This window comes from Blautia sp. St.27G3 (genome assembly GCF_059728505.1).
On the sequence record NZ_BAAGFO010000004.1, the window covers coordinates 117,458 to 139,013 of the forward strand.

Sequence of the window (21,556 nt, forward strand, 5' to 3'; positions counted from 1 at the left end):
ATATTGAACAAGTATGAGTTTTAGCCACTGCCCGGAATATCGGATTCTCCGACCGTACTCTTGGCAGACAGGCGATTAAAAAAATAGGAGGATTTATCATGATTTCAAAAGACAAGAAAACAGCAATCATCAACGAGTATGCAAGAACACCTGGTGATACAGGTTCACCGGAAGTTCAGATCGCAGTCCTGACAGCAAGAATTCAGGAGCTGACAGCACATCTTCAGACACATCCGAAGGATCATCATTCAAGAAGAGGTCTTCTGAAAATGGTTGGTCAGAGACGTGGACTTCTTGCTTATCTGAAGAAGACAAATCTGGAAGGCTATCGTGAGCTGATTGCAAAGCTTGGAATCAGAAAGTAAGACACAAAAACAAGGGCGGATTTTCCGCCCTTACTTTGCATTGCTTTGAAGATAACAGGAGAGCCCATATTACTTTTATTGGGAAAGATTTTTGCAGGAACGTCGCCGAGACCACTGAAAAGCAGATTTTTGCACAGCATCAAATCTTTTTTTCAGTAGTTTCGGACTCTTGCAGAAATCACTTTTTTGGTTCAGCGTTTGAGCGGACTGTTTCAGACGCAGGCTTTGTGAAGAGATAATAGTGATTAGCAGAAGTAGAAAAGGAGATCAAATGATGTATAAGAGTTTTTCGATGGAGCTTGCAGGGCGTACGTTGACTGTTGATGTGGGACGTGTTGGTGCGCAGGCAAATGGATGTGCATTTATGCACTATGGTGATACGACTGTTCTTTCCACGGCTACTGCGTCAGAAAAGCCGAGGGACGGTATTGACTTTTTCCCGCTGAGCGTAGAATATGAAGAAAAATTTTATGCTGTAGGAAAGATTCCGGGAGGTTTTAATAAAAGAGAGGGACGTGCGTCAGAAAATGCGATTCTCACATCACGTGTGATTGACCGTCCGATGCGTCCGCTGTTTCCGAAGGATTACCGCAACGACGTAACCCTCAATAACATGGTTATGTCGGTAGATCCGCAGTGCCGTCCGGAGCTTACTGCTATGCTTGGCGCAGCGATTTCGACAGCGATTTCCGATATTCCGTTTGACGGTCCGTGTGCGATGACTCAGATGGGTATGGTAGACGGAGCGCTGATTGTGAACCCGTCGCAGACTCAGTGGGATAATGGCGATTTGCAGCTTACCGTTGCATCGACGCGTGAAAAGGTCATTATGATCGAGGCAGGCGCCAATGAGATCAAAGATGAAGTTATGCTGGATGCGATTTACAAATGCCATGCGATTAATCTTGAGATCATTGCATTTATCGACAAGATGGTAGCAGAGGTAGGCAAGCCGAAGCACACATATGAGAGCTGCGCAATTCCGGAGGAGCTTTTTGAAGCAATGAAAAAAGTCGTTACCCCGGAAGAGATGGAAGTAGCTGTGTTTACAGATGTAAAGCAGGTGCGCGAAGAAAATATCCGCCAGGTATCTGCAAAGCTGGAAGAGGCGTTTGCAGAACATGAGGAGTGGCTGTCCCTGCTTCCGGAAGCGCTTTACCAGTATCAGAAAAAGACTGTGCGTAAGATGATTCTGAAGGATCACAAGCGTCCGGATGGACGTGCGATTACGCAGATCCGTCCGCTGGCTGCGGAGGTTGACCTCATTCCGAGAGTGCATGGTTCTGCGATGTTCACGCGTGGACAGACACAGATCTGTACTGTGACGACACTGGCTCCGCTTTCTGAGGTACAGAAGGTGGATGGTCTGGATGAAAATATTACAAACAAGAGGTATATGCATCATTATAATTTCCCGTCCTATTCGGTGGGAGAGACAAAGGTCAGCCGCGGACCGGGACGCCGCGAGATCGGACATGGAGCGCTGGCTGAGAAAGCACTCGTTCCGGTTATTCCTTCTGAGGAAGAGTTCCCATATGCAATTCGTACGGTGTCTGAAACGTTTGAATCCAACGGCTCTACTTCACAGGCAAGTATCTGTGCATCCACGATGTCGCTGATGGCTGCCGGGGTTCCGATTAAGAAGATGGTTGCCGGTATTTCCTGCGGACTTGTGACAGGAGATACAGATGATGATTATATTGTTTTGACTGACATCCAGGGGCTGGAAGATTTCTTTGGCGATATGGATTTCAAAGTGGCAGGAACAAAAGACGGTATCACTGCAATTCAGATGGATATCAAGATTCATGGCCTGACCCGACCGATTGTGGAGGAAGCGATTGCGAGAACACATGAAGCAAGAGATTATATCTTGAATGAGATCATGATTCCGTGTATTGCGGAGCCGAGAGAGACGGTCAGCGAATATGCGCCGAAGATTATTCAGCTTCAGATTGATCCGCAGAAGATCGGAGACGTGGTTGGACAGCGCGGAAAGACGATCAATACGATTATTGAGCGCACTGGCGTAAAGATTGATATTACAGATGACGGTGCGGTATCCATCTGCGGAACAGACCAGACGATGATGGATAAAGCAGCTGATATGATTCGAATTATTGTGACAGACTTTGAGGCCGGTCAGATTTTTACAGGTGAAGTTGTCAGCATTAAAGAGTTTGGCGCATTTGTTGAGTTTGCTCCGGGCAAAGAGGGAATGGTACACATTTCCAAGATTGCAAAAGAGCGTATCAACCGTGTGGAAGATGTTCTCACACTTGGCGACAAGGTAAAGGTTGTTTGCCTTGGCAAAGATAAGATGGGACGAATGAGTTTCAGCATTAAAGATGTAAAAGAAGTATAAAAGATTTAAGATGTGGGAGCTGCCGCAAAATGCTTCCGAAAGGTTTTTGCAGCCCGCAGGGATGTCCAAAGAACTTTTCATGCATTTTGCAACAGCTCCTTTGTGTTTAAAACAGGGGAGATAAGGAGGATTGCGATGAAATACAGAGTGATTGCCGGAATAATAGGGATTTCCATGATGATGGCAGTTTTGTCAGGTTGCAGCAATTTGCAGGGTGACAAAGAAACAGAACTCCAGTCATTGGAGATTGCCGATATGGAAATCGTTGAGATGACACAGAGCAATTCTGACACAGAATCAGGCTCAGAGGCAGAATCGCTTGCGATGGAACTTGATCTGAGTAATCAAACAAAAACACCATCTGCGGGGGTGGAAAAACAGACAGGTAATGTAGCAGAAACACAGACAGAAGAGACGCAGGCCGAGACAATTGCTGCGACTGAGCCGGAGACGCTTCAGCTGCCGGAAGCCCAGCAGAAAGGTGCTGGAACACAGACAGACCAAAAGTCAGAGACTTTACCGGATACAGAGAAAGTGCCGGAGAAGCAGAAAGAAACGGAAAAGCAAACAGAAAAACAGACGGAACAGGTATCTGAAACTCAAAAGGCAACGGAAAGGCTGACGGAAAAAGAGTCAGAGTCAGAAGAACAGTCTGAGTCCGTGGAACAGGCAGATATGAACACGGAAGTTCAGACAGAGGATCGAACAGAAGCTGAGACGGAAGAACGGACGGAATCCCAGACAGGGGTTGAAACAGAAGAAGAGACAGAGACTGAAACAGAAGAAACCGAGACTGAGACGGAAACCGAAACAGAAAAAGAGATACCAAAGGCGGAAGTACGGATTATCAATGATCGCGTAAATGTCCGGCAGGAGCCGTCCACAGAGGCGGAGATTGAGGCGCTTTTGATTTGTGGTATGCGTGTGGCAGCGATTGAGGCGAATGATGAGTGGAGCAAGATTCGCTATGAAGGTTCTGATGGATTCCAGGATGGATTTGTAAAGACCGAGTTTTTGAGTGCCATAGACACGCTTTATACGGCGAAGGAAAAAGTAAACGTCAGGAAAACAGCATCCACAGAGTCTGACAAGGTCGGAGCTTTGCAGGCAGAGGAAAAAGTGGTTGTTGAAAAAGAAGAGGCGGATGAGTGGCTTCAGATTCGGTTCATGAATGATGATAATAAAGTGGTGAGTGCTTTTGTAAAAGCTGAATTTTTAAATCAGGTTCCGCCCGAATCGCTGAGCGAAGCGCTTGCTGATGAGCTGGAGCGTCTCCAGGAGGAGGCAGGAGCAGCAGGCACACCAGTGCAGAGCAGTGAAGCAGCGCCGCAAGCCAATGATCCGGAAACTCCTGAAGCAGCAGAAACAGAAGCACAAAATGAAACTGAGACGGAATCCGAAGAAGAAACGGAGCGTCAGAGCGAGGCAGAAACAGAGGAGGAAGCAGAGACAGAACAAAATCAGACAAATACAAAAACTATGCAGGTGACTGTCCGAGTGAATCTTCGCAAAGAGCCATCCACGGAAGCTGAAATTCTCTCACTTCTGGTTGCAGGGACCAAGGTACAGGCAGTCGGTACACAGGGAGATTGGACGAAGGTTCATTATGAAGCAGAAGAAAACGGTTTAGATGGCTATATCAAAAGTGAATACCTGACAGAGGAAGGAGCCGGAACGGCTTCAGAGAATAAACCAGAAGAAGACAACAAAAAGCCGGTTGTTTTAAAAGAAGGTACGGAAGGTCAGCTGGATTTGGCGAAACTTTTGTTCCCTGAAGTACAGGCAGTTGGTATTATATATTCGAAAGGCAACAAAGGCGCCAAAAAGCAGCTTGCATCTTATGAGAAGCTGGCAGCAAGCAGAGGGCTGACAATCGTTGCTTCTGAGATAGATTCAGAGATGGATATTGATATAGTGGCATCTGAGCTGGTAAGTATGGCAGATTGTATTCTTTGTATTGAAGATGACATGGTCACACCGTTGGTTCAGACAGTACGTGCCTACGCAGACGAAGGTGGGATTCCGGTTATCGGAATGGACGAAGGGCATGTAAAACAGGGATGTGTAGCCGCATTTGCAGACGGAAAAGTGCTCTGGAATACAGAAGAGGCTGCAAAGCTTGGTCTGAATAGTGGGTCATATAATTTTAAAGATATAAAGGAATATTAAATATGGAACAGTTTTACGCAGAATCAGAGAAATTATTGCAATTTATTGCGCAGAGTCCAACGAGTTTCCATGTAATAAAAAATGTGGAGGAACAGCTAAAGAGCGGAGGGTTTCTTGCATTAGAAGAGCATCAGGCCTGGAATCTGGAGCGTGGCAAATCTTACTATGTGACGAGAAACAGTTCTTCCTTGATTGCATTTCAGATTCCGGAGCAGAGCTATCAGGGATTTCAGTTAATCAGCAGCCATACGGACTCGCCCTGTTTTAAGGTCAAAGAGTTGCCAGAGCTGGATGCAGATAAAAAATATACAAAGCTGAATGTGGAAAAATATGGCGGAATGCTGATGGCGCCGTGGTTTGACCGTCCGCTGTCGGTTGCAGGCCGTGTGATGGTATGGGCGGGAGACAGGATTCGTCAGGTTCTGGTGAATATCGACCGGGATCTTCTTATGATTCCGAACCTCGCGATTCATATGAACCGGAAAGTAAATGAGGGCTATGCTTACAATGCCCAGGTAGATCTGTGCCCTGTCTTTGGAGATGAAACGGCAAAGGATTCTTTTTTGAAGCTGATTGCAGAAGAAGCGGGTGTTGATAAGAAACAGATTTATGGAATGGATTTGTTTCTGTATAATCGTCAGAGAGGTACTTTTTGGGGGGCCGGGAATGAATTCATCGCAAGCCCACGCCTTGACGATTTGCAGTGTCTGTACGGATCATTGCAGGGATTTCTCGAAGCAGATGCGCCTCAGAATATTTCAGTTTTGTGTGCTTTTGATAATGAGGAGACAGGCAGCGTTTCAAGGCAGGGAGCTGGGTCTACGTTCCTTGTTGACACGTTAAGCAGGATGAACGAGGCCCTTGGCGGCTCAGGAGAGGATTATCGACGGCTTCTGGCAGGGAGCTTTATGATCTCCGCAGACAATGCGCATGCGGTACACCCGAATCATCAGGAGATGGCGGATCCGGCAAACCGGCCGCAGATGAATCATGGGATTGTAATCAAATACAATGCAGATCAGAAGTACACGACAGATGCAGTCAGCACAGCCGTTTTCCGGCGTTTGTGCGAATATGCGGACGTTCCATATCAGACCTATGCAAACCGTTCTGATATGGCAGGCGGGTCAACACTGGGGAATATTTCTAACACGCAGGCTTCTCTGCGCTGTGTGGATATTGGGCTTGCACAGCTTGCGATGCATTCGCCTTATGAGATGGCAGGGGCGAAGGATGTACTGTATCTGAAGCAGGTTTCCAAGACATTTTATGAGAGCAGGATTGGGATATCTCATGAGGGAATCAAAATAGAGACAAGGGAACAAGAAAGCGCATTTATGGACAAGAAACAGAACACATAAAAGGAGAGCTGAAAGTATGAATAAAATTAGAATTGGTATTATTGGATATGGCAATATTGGAAGAGGAGTGGAAGCTGCAATTGGCCACAATGCAGACTGCGAGCTTGCCGGCGTATTCACAAGGCGCGACCCGCAGACAGTAAAAATTGCATCTGATGCAAAGGTATATGCCATGGACGAGCTGGCCTCGAAAAAGGATGAGATTGACGTCTGCATCATCTGCGGCGGAAGTGCAACGGACCTTCCGAAGCAGACACCGGAAATCGCAAAAATGTTCAATGTAATTGACAGTTTCGATACACATGCAAGGATTCCGGAGCATTTTGCAAATGTGGATGCAGCGGCAAAGGAGAACGGCCATGTGGGAATTATTTCCGTAGGCTGGGACCCGGGTATGTTTTCTCTGAACCGTCTCTATGGCAACGCAATTTTACCGGATGGAAAGGACTATACATTCTGGGGAAGAGGTGTGAGCCAGGGACATTCAGATGCAATCCGCCGGGTAGAGGGCGTACAGGACGCAAGACAATACACGGTTCCGGTAGAAAGCGCGGTAGAATCCGTGAGAAATGGTGAAAATCCGGAGCTTACGACAAGACAGAAGCATACAAGAGAGTGTTTTGTGGTAGCAAAAGAAGGAGCAGATCTGGCGCGCATTGAGTCAGAGATTAAAAACATGCCGAATTATTTTGCAGATTATGATACGACAGTGACCTTTATCTCGCAGGAAGAGCTGGATAAGAATCACAAAGGAATTCCGCATGGCGGTTTTGTCATCCGCAGCGGTCAGACAGGAGACGGTACGAATAAGCATATTATCGAATACCGTTTGAAACTGGATTCCAACCCGGAATTTACAGCGAGCGTACTCGTCGCATTTGCACGCGCGGCAAAGCGTCTGGCAGATGAAGGTGTGAGCGGCTGTAAAACCGTATTCGATATCGCACCAGCTTATTTATCGCCAAAGAGCGGCGAGGAGCTGCGGGCACATTTGCTGTAAATTTTTTCGGGAAAAGGGATGGACGGGAACTGGATCGTTCGGATGCTTTTTGAAGATTAATTACATTTGCAGACTTGTCAAAAGCCACCACAGAGCATTCATCTGTGATGGCTTTTGTTTTTATCGGCTGAGCCTTTCAAGATCCTGATAAAATCCCGGATAACTGATATTGACACAGTCTCCGTCGAGAAGCTCCATTTCACCATCGCAGGCCAATGCAGCTACGGCAAAGCTCATGGCAATGCGGTGGTCTTTTTTTGTATCAATAGAAGCGCCATGGAGCGCTTTGCCACCTTGGATGATCATACCGTCGTCCGTTGCCGTGACGTCGCAGCCGATGCGCTTCAGGTTTTCAGTCATAACGGCAATGCGGTCGGATTCCTTGACCTTCAGTTCAGCCGCATCGCGGATGACGGTGGTTCCGTCTGCGCATGCGCCGAGTACAGCCAGAACGGGAAGCTCATCAATCAGAGTCGGGATAATATCGCCTTCAATGACCACTCCTTGTAAGGAACTGCTGCGTACGAGGATATCTGCGCATGGTTCGGCCCCGCTGTGGTTTTCATTTACATAAGTGATATCTCCGCCCATTGCGCGGCATACGCGGAGCAGTCCGTCGCGGGTCGGGTTGATACCGACGTTTTTCAGCAGGACTTCCGAGCCGGGTACAAGCAGGGCAGCAGCAATAAAATAAGCGGCGGAAGAAATGTCTCCGGGAACGCAGATTTTCTGGCCGGTCAGTGGAGGGTCAGGGCAAATGGAAGCAGTTGTTCCCTTGGTATTCACATCAGCGCCGAAGTAGCGGAGCATCAGCTCAGAATGATTGCGCGAAACAACGGGCTCCGTGACACTGGTTATGTCGTCGGCATACAGCCCGGCGAGCAGAACGCAGGATTTGACCTGAGCCGAAGCGACCGGTGACTTGTAGTCAATGGCTTTCAGTGACTTTCCGTGGATCGAAAGAGGGGCGCAGCCGTTCTCATAAACAGAAGAAATGTCTGCCTGCATCATGGAAAGTGGAGTCATAATCCGTTTCATGGGGCGTTTCTGTATCGAAGTATCGCCGGTGATCGAAGAGGAAAACGCCTGCCCGGCAAGGATTCCCGATATCAGACGGACGGTAGTTCCGCTGTTTCCTGCATACAGAATCTGCTCCGGAGCTTTCAGGCCATGAATCCCTTTTCCGAATACCTTCACAGAGGAACCATTTTGCTGCACCTCAATGCCCATCTGGCGGAAGCAGGAGATGGTAGAAAGACAGTCCGCTCCTGTCAGAAAATTTGTAACTTCTGTCATTCCGTCTGCCAGAGCACCAAACATAATGCTTCTATGCGAGATAGATTTGTCGCCCGGAACCGTGAGTTCTCCGCGGAGCGGTCCTTTAGATCGAACAATCATGATAAAAAGTCCTTTCTGTAGTACGTATTTTCGTATTTTTATTGATAAATTTGCGAAGTCTGATTCTGGAGGATACCTGAAACGGCATCAGCGCACCAGCACCTCATACCGGTGCTGCCGTAAAATCTGCGCTGCTTTCTGGGACGGTTCCTCTTCATAAAATTCAATCCGAAGAACTCCCTCTTCAAATTCTCTGTTATGTACAATTCCGATATTTTTAATGTTGATTCCATTTACAGCAAGTGTGGTTGCAATTGTCGCAATCGCACCGGACTCATCCACAATATCGCAGTAAACGCAGTACGTTTTTTTGATACTGCCAAGAGAGGTGGAGGAGAAGGAATCTCTGTAATCTCTGGAACGCTCAAAGGTTTCATAGATGGCAGCTCCGTTTCCGGCCGACATTTCCGTGCGGCATTTTTCAAGCAGTTGCATAAAAGTATCCATGACCTCTGAAATATTTTCACGGTTGGAAAGGCAGATATGTTCCCACATTTCCGGGGAGGAGGATGCGATTCTTGTGATATCTTTAAAACCTCCGGCAGCAATCATTTTCATGATCTCTTCTTTCGAGTCCAGATCGTGCACGGTATTGACGAGTGAGGCGGCAATCAGATGCGGCAGATGGCTCACGGCTGCAGTTACATAGTCGTGCTGTCTGTAATCAAGTACAAGCGGAAGCGAGCCGATGTCTGTGGCAAGCGTACGATAAATGTCAAGAGCTTCCGGGTTCGTCCCCTCTGACGGCGTGATGACGTAGTACGCATTTTCAAACAAATGTGCCTGAGCGCTTGAGAAACCTGATTTTTCTGAGCCGGTCATCGGATGTCCGCCAATGAAACGTCCGCCAAGCCCGAGTTCAGAGGCTGCCTGGTGAATGTCTGATTTGACGCTTCCGACATCGGTCAGAATGCAGGTGTCTGTTACGACATCCTTGAGCGACTGAAGCGCTGCAATATTACTTTGCACCGGAGTGCATAAAAATACACAGTCACATGCAGAAAATTTCAGATCAGAGGGCGACTCGCAGATATCATCAATGACATGCTGCGCGTGTGCCTGCTCTGCGGTGGCGCGTGTTCTTGTATAAGCCATGATACGGCAGTCCGGATAAATACGGCGAAGCGCCATCGCAAGGGAACCACCGATCAGTCCAAGGCCGATAAAACCAAATGTATTCCATTTCATATAATATTGATCTCTCTTTCCAAGGGTAAAAACATAACGACATTTTACTATCAAATGATTTCTCTGTCAAACGCTTCAATGCTTTAAAGTGCAAAAAATAAAAAAATTGTTAATAGTGAATAAAATGCTTGAACTATTTATAATATTTTAGTAGAATATATCTATGTGGAAAGTTGTGACCACGACTAACTAGTATTGGAGGAAAGAAGCTATGAATGTTTACACAACAGACAAAATCCGTAATGTCGTAATTCTCGGTCACGGTGGTGCCGGAAAGACAAGTCTTGTAGAGTCCATGGCATATCTGTCAGGTATTACGAGCCGCTTGGGTAATGTAGCTGAGGGAAATACCATCAGCGATTTTGATAAAGAAGAGATTAAGAGAAAATTTTCAATTAGCACAACGATGGTTCCGATCATTTGGGGAGATACGAAAGTAAATATTCTGGACACACCGGGATATTTTGATTTCTTTGGAGAGGCAGAGGAAGCTGCCGCAGCAGCAGATGCAGCTATTATCGTAATTAACGGAAAAAACGGCGTGGAAGTCGGCACACAGAAAGCATGGGATCTCTGTGAAAAATATAAACTGCCAAGATTTTTCTACGTTTCAAATATGGACTTTGACAATGCCAGCTACCGTGAGGTTGTTGAGACACTGACAGAATTATACGGAAAGAAGATTGCTCCTTTGCATCTGCCGATCCGTGAGAACGAAAAGTTTGTCGGTTATGTAAACGTTGTAAAGAAAGCAGCAAGACGCTACGTGAACAAACAGGAAAAAGTAGAGTGTGATATTCCGGATTATCTGCAGGATTATCTGGAGCATTACCGTGAGAATCTGCTCGAGGCAGTTGCAGAGACGAGCGAAGAGTTCATGGATCGTTACTTTGGCGGAGAAGAGTTCTCCGAGGCTGAGATCGTGGCAGCACTTCATGCAAATGTCGGTGATTGCTCGATCGTTCCGGTAACGATGGGCGCAGCACTGAACCTTCAGGGCACACCGCTTCTTCTGGATGATATTGTCAGCTATATGCCTTCACCGGAAAAGAGAAAGATTGCCGGTGTCAATATGAAGACAAAGGAAGTCTTTGAAGCTGATTACGATTTCGCGAAAGCTAAATCCGCATTTGTATGGAAGACAATCGTTGACCCGTTCATCGGAAAGTATTCAATGATTAAAATTGCTTCTGGCGTTATCAAGAACGACGATGCACTTTACAATGAGTCCAAGGATTCTGAGGAGCGAATCAGCAAGCTGTATGTGATGGAAGGCAGCAAGGCTGTTGAAGTAAAAGAGCTTCACGCAGGAGACATTGGCGCCATTGGCAAGCTCAATGCTGCTACCGGAGATACGCTTTCTACAAAGGCTGCTCCGATTGAATACGGCAGAATTGATACACCGACACCTTATACTTACAAGCGTTACCGGGCAAAGACGAAGGGTGAAGAAGATAAGGTAGCACAGGCACTTGCAAAGATGGCACAGGAAGACCTGACCATGAAAGTGATCAATGACGGGGAGAACCGCCAGACACTGCTTTACGGTCTTGGCGATCAGCATCTCGATATCATTGCAAGCAAGCTTCTTACCAAATACAAAGTAGACGTTGAACTGGAGAAGCCGAAGGTAGCTTTCCGCGAGACAATCCGCAAGAGTTCTGACGTGGATTCCAAATATAAAAAGCAGTCCGGCGGACATGGACAGTACGGCCATGTAAAGATGCGTTTCTCACCGCTTGCTGAGCTGGATAAGGCGTATGAATTTGAGCAGGAGGTTGTAGGCGGAGCAGTTCCGAAGAACTACTTCCCGGCAGTTGAAAAGGGAATCCAGGATTCTACGGTAAAGGGACCTCTGGCCGGATATCCGGTTGTAGGTGTGAAGGCCGTTCTTTACGATGGATCTTACCATCCGGTAGACTCCTCGGAGATGGCGTTCAAGACGGCAGCCAGCCAGGCGTTCAAGAAGGGCTTTATGGAAGCCGGCCCGGTTCTGCTTGAGCCGATCGCATCCATGAAGGTTATAGTTCCGGATAAGTTTACCGGCGATGTAATGGGTGATCTGAACAAGCGTCGTGGTCGTGTGCTTGGTATGAATCCGGACCACAAGGGCAATACAATTGTCGAAGCAGACATTCCGATGTCTGAGCTTTACGGATATTCGACGCAGCTGCGTTCGATGACCGGCGGCAGCGGCTCTTACTCCTACGAGTTTGCACGTTATGAGCAGGCTCCGAATGATGTACAGGAGAGAGAGATTGCAGCCAGACAGAAGGATGAAGAATAATACATCTGTTTACATTTTTGATGCTGTGCCAGTTTTGCATAGGATCTCTGGATCACACACATACTATAGGCCGTCAGCTTCCATTTGGGGAAGCGGCGGCCTTTTCACGGAATAGAATTAAGAAAAACACGCAAAAGCAAACTTATGGAGAAAACCAGAAAGGAAGAACTGTGATCACAATATTTTTTGATCTGGATGATACGCTGTACGATCAGATCGAGCCATTTCGGAAAGCGTATGATGCAGTGTTTGGCAATCGTTTCGACATAGATATTTACCAACTGTTTGAGGCAAGGTCTGTCCGCGGAGATGAGGTGTTTGAGCTGGCCCAGTGTGGAAAGATGCCAATGGATGAGATGCATATTTACAGAATACAGAAGGCTTTTGAAGATCTGGGTTATGTGGTGACGGACGAAGAAGCACTGAGATATCAGAAATTGTATGAGGAAAATCAGGGAAAAATTTCGATGTCAGACACTGTTAAAAAGATGCTGGAGCTTTGCAACGTCTATAACATCAGGGTTGGAATCATTTCCAACGGGCCTTCCGGTCATCAGAGAAAGAAAGCGAAGGTGCTGAACGTTGGGGCATGGATTCCCGAGGAACATATCGTTATCTCAGGTGACTATGGGGTGTCAAAGCCCAATACCGGCCTTTTTCTGCATGCACAAAGGCAGCTTGGTACGGAGGCAAAAGACTGTATTCTGGTGGGAGATAATTACCAGAATGATATCGTGGGAGCGAAGCGGGCAGGATGGAAGGCTGTATGGCTGAATAAACGAGGGCAGGATATCCGGGAGGAAGTGTGTCAGCCGGATTATGAAGTGAAAAATGAGGCAGAATTGTTTGCGTGGGTGCGTTCTGTTTGCGAGCGTGGGATGGAATTATAAGGGAAAGACTGAAAAACTTGTCATAAAAACAGGACAAGGCTGTAAATTGTGGTTTGAAATCACAAGAAATTGTGGAAATCTCCAAGAAAACTCTTTTATTTTCAAATATTCTGTGATACAATAACAGTCAAAGTCGGAAGAAGCTTTTCTTCCGCCGGAATTACGAGGATAAGGAGAGTGCAAGACATGAAACATATCAAAACACTGAATACAAAACCGTTACAGAATACTCTGAAAAAAGGCGGTTGCGGTGAGTGCCAGACATCCTGCCAGTCAGCATGCAAGACATCCTGTACTGTAGGAAATCAGACATGCGAAAATAATAAATAAAAGATCTTTCGATAAGCAGCGGACGTGCTTCGCTGCTTATCTATTGGTTTTTTATAAATACGGGAAGGAGCTTATATGATCCATCAGTATCAGAATAATGGATATAACATCGTTTTGGATGTAAACAGCGGCTCCGTGCATGTGGTGGATGAGCTTGTATACGATGTCATTGCCCTGCTTGATGAAGGAAAGACGGAAGAAGAGGTTTGTCTTTTGCTTCGGGAGAGATATCCGAAGGAAGAGCTTACAGAAGCCCTTGCAGAGTGCCGGGAGCTGAAAGAGGCCGGGGTGCTGTTTACTGAAGATATATATGAAAATGCAATTATTGACTACAAGGCGCGTAAAACGGTGGTAAAGGCACTTTGCCTGCACATTGCGCATGACTGCAACCTTGCCTGCAGATATTGTTTTGCAGAAGAGGGAGAGTATCATGGCCGCCGCGCGCTTATGAGTTTTGAGGTAGGGAAAAAGGCGCTGGATTTTCTGATCGCAAATTCAGGAGAGCGCCGGAATCTCGAAGTGGATTTCTTTGGCGGGGAACCGCTTATGAACTGGCAGGTGGTCAAAGATCTCGTGAAATACGGAAGGGAGCAGGAAAAGCTTCACAATAAAAACTTCCGTTTTACCCTGACGACCAATGGCGTACTGCTGAATGACGAGGTCATGGAATTTTGCAACAAAGAGATGGCCAATGTGGTGCTCAGCATTGACGGTCGAAAAGAGGTGCACGATTTCATGAGGCCGTTCCGAAGAGGAGACGGCAGTTATGATATGATTCTGCCGAAGTTTAAGCAGTTTGCAAAGAGCAGGAATCAGGAAAAATATTATGTGAGAGGGACCTTTACCCATCACAACCTTGATTTTTCAAAGGATGTGCTGCACCTGGCAGATGAAGGGTTTGAGCAGATTTCCGTTGAGCCGGTTGTAGCGCCGGAGGGAGAGGAGTACGCTTTAAAAGAAGCCGATCTTCCGCAGATTCTTGCAGAGTATGATAAGCTGGCTGCAGAGATGGTAAAGCGGGAAAAAGAGGGAAAAGGCTTTACCTTCTTTCACTATATGATTGATCTCACGGGCGGACCGTGTGTATACAAACGTCTTTCCGGATGCGGTTCCGGTACAGAGTATCTGGCCGTGACGCCATGGGGAGACCTGTATCCGTGTCATCAGTTTGTCGGTATAGAGAAATACCTGATGGGCAATGTGGACCAAGGGATTACAAAGCCTGAAATTGTGGATGAGTTCAAATGCTGCAATGTCTACACAAAAGAAAAGTGCAGAAACTGTTTTGCAAAGTTTTATTGCAGCGGCGGATGCGCAGCAAATTCCTATAACTTCCACGGAACCATTCAGGACGCGTACGACATCGGATGTGAGCTTCAGCGAAAGCGCGTCGAGTGTGCAATTATGATAAAAGCAGCATTGGCCGATAATGCTGACAAAGAATAAAGGAGAGAGAATCATGAACAAGAAAAAAGCAAGAGTAGTTCTTGTCGGGATCGTTGCGCTGCTGGCATTGTTAATCTATACCTCAGCAGTGGGTATCGGCAAGACGGGCACTGGTTCAGCAAGAAACATCAAGCTTGGTCTGGACCTTTCAGGCGGCGTTAGTATCACGTATCAGGCAAAAGGCGACGAATCACCTTCTTCCGAAGATATGAATGATACAGTGTACAAGCTGCAACAGAGAGTACAGGGCTACAGTACAGAGGCACAGGTTTATCAGGAAGGCGCTAACCGTATTAACATCGAGATTCCGGGTGTAAGCGATGCAAACGCAATTCTGACAGAGCTTGGAAAGCCGGGGTCCCTGGAGTTCCGTCTGGCAGATGGAACCGTGGTGCTGACCGGTACGCAGGTGGACACAGCGAGTGCACAGCAGCAGCAAAATGAAATGGGCAACCGCGAATATGTGGTACGCCTGGAGCTGAACAAGGATGGTACCGATGCATTTGCAAAGGCAACGTCTGAAAACGTAGGGAAGATTATTGAGATTGTTTATGACAATCAGGTTATCAGTTCTCCGAGAGTAAACGAGGCGATCACAGGTGGTACAGCCTATATTTCAGGTATGGCTTCTGTGGAAGAGGCGCAGAATCTTGCATCTTCCATCCGTATTGGTTCCCTTTCTCTGGAGCTGGAAGAGATCCGTTCCAATGTAGTAGGAGCACAGCTTGGTGAGGATGCGATCCGCACAAGTTTGATTGCAGGTGCAATTGGTCTGGCGATTGTGATTCTGTTTATGATCTGGGCTTATGCGCTTCCGGGTGTTGTAGCAGGTATTTCACTTCTGGTTTACGTTGGACTGGATCTGGTGCTGCTGAATGCATTTGATATGACGCTGACCCTGCCGGGTATCGCAGGTATTATTCTTTCCATCGGTATGGCAGTTGATGCGAATGTTATTATCTATGCGCGTATCCGCGAGGAGATCGGAGCAGGAAAATCCGTAAAGGCTTCCATCAAAACAGGTTTCCAGAAAGCGTTGTCTGCAATACTTGACGGAAACATTACGACACTGATTGCTGCTTTCGTACTGAATCTGATGGGTACAGGAAGTGTAAAAGGTTTTGCTCAGACGCTGGCTCTTGGTATTGTTCTTTCCATGATCACAGCGCTTCTGGTTTCGAGACTGATTGTAAATGCACTGTATGAGCTGGGCTTTAAGGATGAGAAGTATTACGGAAAAGCAAAACAGCATGCAGCGATTGATTTTATCGGCAAAAAGAATATCTGTTTTATCATTTCACTTGTTCTGGTGCTGTCTGGTCCGGTGTTTATGGGTATCCATGCGGCATCCGGCAATGACGCGCTGAACCTCAGCATGGATTTCAAGGGTGGTACGTCCACGAGCGTTATGTTCCAGGAAGATTTGAGTATTGATCAGCTGGATGCAGACGTGAAGCCGATCATCCGTGACATTACGGGAGATGCAGAAATCCAGACGCAGAAAGTGGCAGGTTCCAATCAGGTATACATTAAGACGAGAGTGTTGAGCGTGGATGAACGTGAGCAGATATCAAAAGCAATTCAGGAAGCATATGCGCTTGGAGAAAAAGATATCTCCTTTGAAACAATTTCTTCTACTGTAAGTAATGAGATGCGTCAGGATGCTGTCGTGGCAGTTATTATTGCGGCGCTGTGTATGCTTGTTTATATCTGGTTCCGTTTCAAGGATATCCGTTTCGCAGGCAGTGCGGTTTTGGCGCTTCTGCATGACGTACTGGTTGTATTTGCATGTTATGCAATTGTCCGGATTTCTGTCGGTAATACGTTTATTGCATGTATGCTGACAATTGTAGGTTATTCGATCAATGCAACAATCGTTATCTTTGACCGTATCCGTGAGAATATGGCAATTATGAAGAAAGATTCACTGGCAGAGATCGTCAATACAAGTATCACGCAGACCCTGACGAGAAGTATCTATACATCCTTCACAACGTTTGTTATGATTGCAGTGCTGTATGTACTCGGTGTTGCAACCATCAAAGAATTTGCTCTGCCGCTGATCGTCGGCGTAGTGGCAGGCGGATATTCTTCCGTATGTGTGACGGGCGCGCTGTGGTATGTATTGAAAAAGGGCCAGAAGGTTTCCGCTTCGAAATAAGCGGGCGAAGGTCAGTGGTATTTCAGTAAAAAAGATTTACACAGGATAAGAATTTAAGCCGGATGGGGCTGCCGGGAAATGCTGCGGAATTGCTTCCGATGCATTTGCGGCAGTCCCTGATTTTTTATACACAAAGGTATAAAAGGAGGCAAGCAAGTTGTTTGTCGTTTCAGAGAAAGGGAGTTTAGGATGGCAGTAAATCAGGCATGCAGCGCAGGAAAACGGGAAAGGTGGTTTGTGGCGGCGAAACGGGCGGATTTTCGGGCGATTGCTGAAGTGTTTGGAATTGATCCGGTTACGGCACGGATTATCCGAAACCGGGATGTCGTGGGAGAAAAAGAAATTTTTAACTATCTGCATGGTTCAATGGAACAGCTTCATGCACCGGAGCTTTTAAAAGGGGCGCAGGAGGCGGCCAAGCTTTTGAAGCAAAAAATTGAAGCAGGAAAAAAGATACGGATTATCGGTGATTATGATATTGACGGTGTGAATGCGACATACATTTTATATCGGGCACTGGTGCGGTGTGGTGCAGATGTAGATTATGAAATTCCGGACCGGATGAAGGATGGATATGGATTGAATCTTCATCTGATTGAGCTGGCCGCTTCGGAAGGCATTGATACGATTCTGACGTGTGACAACGGAATTTCAGCGATGGATGAGATTGCGTTTGCAAAAGAAGCTGGGCTGACCGTGATTGTGACAGATCATCATGAGACAAGGTTTGAGGATCGTGCGCAGGAGCGGCATTATCTGTTGCCTGCGGCGGATGTGCTGGTCAATCCGAAGCAGCCGGGGTGCGGATATCCATATAAAAAGCTCTGCGGGGCGGCTGTGGCGTGGAAGCTGGTCTGCCTTTTGTTTGAACTTTCCGGCATTCCTGTTTGTGAAGCAGAGGAACTGCTCCCGTTTGTGGCCTTTGCGACGATTGGGGATGTGATGGATCTGGACGGTGAAAATCGAATCCTGGTAAAAGAAGGCTTGAAGCGAATGGCGGTCACTCAGAATTTTGGCCTGAGGGCGCTTGCAGAGGCAAATGGTCTTGCATTATCGGATATTTCTTCGTATCATATCGGATTTGTGCTGGGGCCATGCATCAATGCGAGCGGACGTCTCGATACAGCCAGAAGGTCAATGAAGCTGCTTCTGGCAAAGGACATACAGGAGGCAAAGCAGCTGGCATCTGATTTAAAAGAACTAAATGATGAACGAAAAGCGCTGACACAGCAGGCAGTGGAGGAAGCATGTGCCATGATTGAAGGCGGGCTTTACCAGGAAGACCGGGTACTGGTGATTTATCTTCCCGGTTGTCATGAGAGCATTGCCGGAATCGTGGCCGGGAGGCTGCGGGAGCGGTATTACAAGCCGGTTTTTGTTGTGACGGACAGTGAGGATGCAGGAGGCGCCAAAGGCTCCGGCCGTTCGATTGAGGCATATTCCATGTTTGAGGAAATGGTGAAGTGCCAGGATGTGTTTACAAAATTCGGCGGACATCCAATGGCTGCCGGGTTTTCTCTGGAAAGAGAGCGGATTGATGAGATGCGGCGCAGGCTGAATGCACACTGTTCTCTTGGCGAAGAGGATATGCTGGAAAAGGTGTCAATTGATGTTCCGATGCCTTTGGACTATATCACAGAACCGTTGGTTGAGGAGCTACAGCTTCTGGAACCATTTGGAAAAGGAAACGAGAAGCCTCTTTTTGCGGAGCGCGAGATTCGGCTGCAGAGCGCCCGGCTTCTCGGAAAGAATCAGAATGTCCTGAAGTTTCGTGTTATGAACCGCTCTGGGAGAGTGATGGATGCGCTGTATTTTGGCGATACGGCAAAAATGCATAGTTATCTGACTGCAAAGTTCGGAGAGGAGAAGGTACAGGCGCTTTTCTGGGGAAGGCAGGAGGGGCTTACGCTGGACCTGACCTATTATCCGTCTGTGAATGAATATATGGGGCGAAAGTCGTTGCAGATTGTGATTAAAAATTATTTATAACGGCGCAACTACTTGACAAAGCAAAGCCCGAAGGCATAAAATATTTACCATGTAAAACAACTGGAGGAGAGAAAAAATGGCAGTATCTTATAACCACAGAGCCATTGAATTAAAATGGAGAAAAAACTGGGAAGAGCACCCGGTGAATGTAGATGATGGCAAAAAGCCGAAATACTATTGTCTGGACATGTTTCCGTATCCGTCAGGCAGCGGCCTTCACGTAGGTCACTGGAGGGGATACGTTATTTCTGATGTGTGGAGCCGTTACAAGATGATGCAGGGCTATTACCTGATTCATCCAATGGGCTGGGATGCATTCGGCCTTCCGGCTGAGAACTACGCGATCAAGATGGGCATTCATCCGGCTATTTCTACTGCACAGAATGTAGCCAATATCAAGAAGCAAATTAACGACATCGCTGCCATTTACGACTGGGACCGTGAGGTGAACACGACAGATCCGGATTTCTACAAATGGACACAGTGGATTTTCGTGAAGATGTTCAAAGAAGGTCTCGCTTATGAGAAGGAGTTTCCGATTAACTGGTGTCCGTCCTGTAAGACGGGCCTTGCCAATGAGGAAGTTGTAAACGGCTGCTGTGAGCGCTGCGGCGCGTCCGTGACGAAGAAGAATCTGCGTCAGTGGATGCTTCGCATCACAAAGTATGCAGATCGCCTTCTGAATGACCTGGATAAGCTTGACTGGCCGGAAAAGGTAAAGAAGATGCAGTCTGACTGGATCGGCAAGTCCTACGGTGCAGAGGTAGAGTTCCCGGTTGAGGGAAGAGAAGAGAAGATCACTGTCTACACAACGCGTCCGGATACACTCTACGGAGCTACCTTTATGGTACTGGCTCCGGAACATGCTCTGGCAGCATCCCTGGCGACAGAGGAGACGAAAGAGGCTGTGGAGAAATATATCTATGATGCTTCTATGAAGTCCAATGTAGACCGTCTGCAGGATAAAGAAAAAACCGGCGTATTCACCGGAACGTATGCGGTCAATCCGCTGAACGGCGCAAAGGTGCCGATCTGGCTTTCCGACTATGTACTTGCTGATTACGGTACGGGAGCTATCATGTGTGTACCTGCGCACGATGACCGTGACTTTGAGTTTGCGAAAAAGTTTGATATTCCGATCATCCAGGTTATTGCGAAGGATGGAAAAGAAATCGAGAATATGACGGAAGCGTATACAGATGCGGTGGGAACCATGATTAATTCCGGCGAGTGGAATGGTATGGAATCTGCTGTTCTGAAAAAAGAAGCCCCGCATATCATTGAGGAGCGCGGACTTGGCCGTGCGACAGTAAATTATAAGCTGCGTGACTGGGTATTTTCCCGTCAGCGTTATTGGGGCGAGCCGATTCCGATTATTCATTGTCCACATTGCGGCAATGTTCCGGTACCGGAGGAGGAGCTTCCGCTTCGTCTGCCGGAGGTAGAGTCGTATGAGCCGACCGGTACAGGCGAGTCACCGCTGGCAGCGATTGACGAGTGGGTGAACTGCAAGTGTCCGGTCTGCGGCGCCGACGCAAAGCGCGAGACCAATACGATGCCGCAGTGGGCAGGATCTTCCTGGTATTTCCTGCGCTATGTGGACAACAAAAATGACAAAGAACTGGTATCAAAGGAGAAAGCTGACAAATACCTGCCGGTTGATATGTACATCGGCGGCGTGGAGCATGCTGTGCTGCACCTGCTTTATTCCAGATTCTATACAAAGTTCCTTTATGATATCGGGGCAGTTGATTTTGATGAGCCGTTCCACAAACTGTTCAATCAGGGTATGATTAACGGTAAAAACGGTATCAAGATGAGCAAATCCAAAGGAAATGTGGTTTCGCCGGATGATCTTGTGCGCGATTATGGCTGTGACAGCCTGCGTATGTACGAATTGTTCGTAGGACCGCCTGAGCTTGACGCTGAGTGGGATGACCGCGGTATCGACGGTGTATACCGTTTCCTGAACCGTTTCTGGAAACTGGCGATGGACAGCAAAGAGGCAAACGTAGCTGAGACGAAAGAAATGGTGAAGCTGCGTCACAAATCAGTCTATGATATTACGCAGCGCCTTGAGAACTTCAGTTTGAATACGGTTATTTCCGGCTTCATGGAATACAACAACAAGATGACTGACCTCGCGAAGACGAGCGGAGGTATCGACAAAGAGACAATCGAGACCTTTATCCGGATGCTGGCACCGTTTGCACCGCACATTGCAGAGGAACTCTGGGAGGCATACGGCCATACGGATTCTGTTTTCCATACAAGCTGGCCGGAAGCAGATCAGGAAGCCATGAAGGACGATGAACTTGAGATTCCGGTTCAGATCAATGGCAAGACAAAGACTGTGATTATGGTTCCTGCGGATATCTCCAAAGAGGATGCGATCGCGCGAGGTAAGGAAGCGCTGGGCAATAAGCTGAACGGGACGATTGTGAAAGAAATTTATGTTCCGAAAAAGATCGTGAATATTGTGCAGAAATAAAAGAATCAAATCAGAATTGAGATAGTAAAATCAGAAGCAGAATGTAAAATAAATAAGCTGTTGTACAAGTGTGATCTTGGGCAACAGCTTATTTTTTATAATACGGCAGTTATGTT

At 47.2% G+C, this 21,556-nt stretch carries 14 protein-coding genes; 12 read left to right on the plus strand and 2 right to left on the minus strand.

What is annotated here, in order from left to right; translation table 11 throughout:
• Window positions 1-98: 98 nt before the first annotated feature.
• From rpsO to AC6I2O_RS17975, 5 genes are all read left to right on the plus strand, one after another.
• On the plus strand, window positions 99-365 hold the full coding sequence (gene rpsO, locus AC6I2O_RS17955) for a 30S ribosomal protein S15 (protein ID WP_120391528.1): 267 nt from the start codon (window positions 99-101) through the stop codon (window positions 363-365).
• Between the two features lie 274 nt (window positions 366-639).
• The gene (locus tag AC6I2O_RS17960; RefSeq protein ID WP_120391529.1) at window positions 640-2,730 is read left to right on the plus strand and encodes a polyribonucleotide nucleotidyltransferase; all 2,091 of its coding nucleotides are present in this window, start codon (window positions 640-642) and stop codon (window positions 2,728-2,730) included.
• A 135-nt stretch (window positions 2,731-2,865) separates the two neighbouring features.
• Window positions 2,866-4,899: an ABC transporter substrate binding protein gene (locus AC6I2O_RS17965; RefSeq protein ID WP_497743411.1), complete on the plus strand. Its 2,034-nt coding sequence runs from the start codon at window positions 2,866-2,868 to the stop codon at window positions 4,897-4,899.
• A gap of 2 nt (window positions 4,900-4,901) precedes the next feature.
• Window positions 4,902-6,260, plus strand: coding sequence for a M18 family aminopeptidase (locus AC6I2O_RS17970; protein WP_120391531.1), 1,359 nt, complete (start codon window positions 4,902-4,904; stop codon window positions 6,258-6,260).
• 16 nt (window positions 6,261-6,276) lie between these two features.
• A complete protein-coding gene (locus tag AC6I2O_RS17975) occupies window positions 6,277-7,260 on the plus strand; it encodes a diaminopimelate dehydrogenase (RefSeq protein WP_497743412.1) in 984 nt (327 codons plus the stop codon).
• Between the two features lie 120 nt (window positions 7,261-7,380).
• Here AC6I2O_RS17975 and aroA read toward each other — a convergent pair whose 3' ends face one another.
• Both aroA and AC6I2O_RS17985 read right to left on the minus strand, forming a co-directional pair.
• Complete coding sequence (aroA, locus tag AC6I2O_RS17980) at window positions 7,381-8,658, minus strand: 3-phosphoshikimate 1-carboxyvinyltransferase (protein ID WP_497743413.1); 1,278 nt, start codon at window positions 8,656-8,658, stop codon at window positions 7,381-7,383.
• Between the two features lie 87 nt (window positions 8,659-8,745).
• Complete coding sequence (locus tag AC6I2O_RS17985) at window positions 8,746-9,846, minus strand: prephenate dehydrogenase (RefSeq protein ID WP_120391534.1); 1,101 nt, start codon at window positions 9,844-9,846, stop codon at window positions 8,746-8,748.
• A gap of 211 nt (window positions 9,847-10,057) precedes the next feature.
• Between AC6I2O_RS17985 and AC6I2O_RS17990 the strand changes: the two genes are divergently transcribed.
• From AC6I2O_RS17990 to leuS, 7 genes are all read left to right on the plus strand, one after another.
• On the plus strand, window positions 10,058-12,133 hold the full coding sequence (locus AC6I2O_RS17990) for an elongation factor G (RefSeq protein ID WP_120391535.1): 2,076 nt from the start codon (window positions 10,058-10,060) through the stop codon (window positions 12,131-12,133).
• 170 nt (window positions 12,134-12,303) lie between these two features.
• Complete coding sequence (locus tag AC6I2O_RS17995) at window positions 12,304-13,023, plus strand: HAD family hydrolase (RefSeq protein WP_497743414.1); 720 nt, start codon at window positions 12,304-12,306, stop codon at window positions 13,021-13,023.
• Between the two features lie 186 nt (window positions 13,024-13,209).
• Window positions 13,210-13,353 carry a six-cysteine ranthipeptide SCIFF gene (scfA, locus tag AC6I2O_RS18000; protein WP_120391537.1) on the plus strand — a complete coding sequence of 48 codons (144 nt, stop codon included), beginning with the start codon at window positions 13,210-13,212 and terminating at the stop codon, window positions 13,351-13,353.
• Window positions 13,354-13,428: 75 nt separating this feature from the next.
• A complete protein-coding gene (gene scfB / locus AC6I2O_RS18005; protein ID WP_120391538.1) occupies window positions 13,429-14,799 on the plus strand; it encodes a thioether cross-link-forming SCIFF peptide maturase in 1,371 nt (456 codons plus the stop codon).
• 13 nt (window positions 14,800-14,812) lie between these two features.
• Window positions 14,813-16,960 (plus strand): protein translocase subunit SecD, encoded by a 2,148-nt coding sequence (gene secD, locus AC6I2O_RS18010; protein ID WP_120391539.1) that lies wholly within the window; start codon window positions 14,813-14,815, stop codon window positions 16,958-16,960.
• A 189-nt stretch (window positions 16,961-17,149) separates the two neighbouring features.
• A complete protein-coding gene (gene recJ / locus AC6I2O_RS18015; RefSeq protein ID WP_497743415.1) occupies window positions 17,150-18,949 on the plus strand; it encodes a single-stranded-DNA-specific exonuclease RecJ in 1,800 nt (599 codons plus the stop codon).
• 76 nt (window positions 18,950-19,025) lie between these two features.
• Window positions 19,026-21,440, plus strand: a complete 2,415-nt coding sequence (leuS, locus tag AC6I2O_RS18020; RefSeq protein ID WP_120391541.1) for a leucine--tRNA ligase — start codon at window positions 19,026-19,028, stop codon at window positions 21,438-21,440.
• Window positions 21,441-21,556 lie beyond the last annotated feature (116 nt).

What these genes read in the sequence shown, in the direction of transcription:
- AC6I2O_RS17970 (WP_120391531.1), top strand. Translation starts at nt 4,902, where the DNA reads ATGGAACAGTTTTACGCAGAATCAGAGAAATTATTGCAATTTATTGCG.
- rpsO (WP_120391528.1), top strand. Translation starts at nt 99, where the DNA reads ATGATTTCAAAAGACAAGAAAACAGCAATCATCAACGAGTATGCAAGA.
- recJ (WP_497743415.1), top strand. Translation starts at nt 17,150, where the DNA reads ATGGCAGTAAATCAGGCATGCAGCGCAGGAAAACGGGAAAGGTGGTTT.
- aroA (WP_497743413.1), bottom strand. Translation starts at nt 8,658, where the DNA reads ATGATTGTTCGATCTAAAGGACCGCTCCGCGGAGAACTCACGGTTCCG.
- AC6I2O_RS17965 (WP_497743411.1), top strand. Translation starts at nt 2,866, where the DNA reads ATGAAATACAGAGTGATTGCCGGAATAATAGGGATTTCCATGATGATG.
- AC6I2O_RS17985 (WP_120391534.1), bottom strand. Translation starts at nt 9,846, where the DNA reads ATGAAATGGAATACATTTGGTTTTATCGGCCTTGGACTGATCGGTGGT.
- AC6I2O_RS17990 (WP_120391535.1), top strand. Translation starts at nt 10,058, where the DNA reads ATGAATGTTTACACAACAGACAAAATCCGTAATGTCGTAATTCTCGGT.
- secD (WP_120391539.1), top strand. Translation starts at nt 14,813, where the DNA reads ATGAACAAGAAAAAAGCAAGAGTAGTTCTTGTCGGGATCGTTGCGCTG.
- AC6I2O_RS17975 (WP_497743412.1), top strand. Translation starts at nt 6,277, where the DNA reads ATGAATAAAATTAGAATTGGTATTATTGGATATGGCAATATTGGAAGA.
- scfB (WP_120391538.1), top strand. Translation starts at nt 13,429, where the DNA reads ATGATCCATCAGTATCAGAATAATGGATATAACATCGTTTTGGATGTA.
- AC6I2O_RS17960 (WP_120391529.1), top strand. Translation starts at nt 640, where the DNA reads ATGTATAAGAGTTTTTCGATGGAGCTTGCAGGGCGTACGTTGACTGTT.
- scfA (WP_120391537.1), top strand. Translation starts at nt 13,210, where the DNA reads ATGAAACATATCAAAACACTGAATACAAAACCGTTACAGAATACTCTG.
- leuS (WP_120391541.1), top strand. Translation starts at nt 19,026, where the DNA reads ATGGCAGTATCTTATAACCACAGAGCCATTGAATTAAAATGGAGAAAA.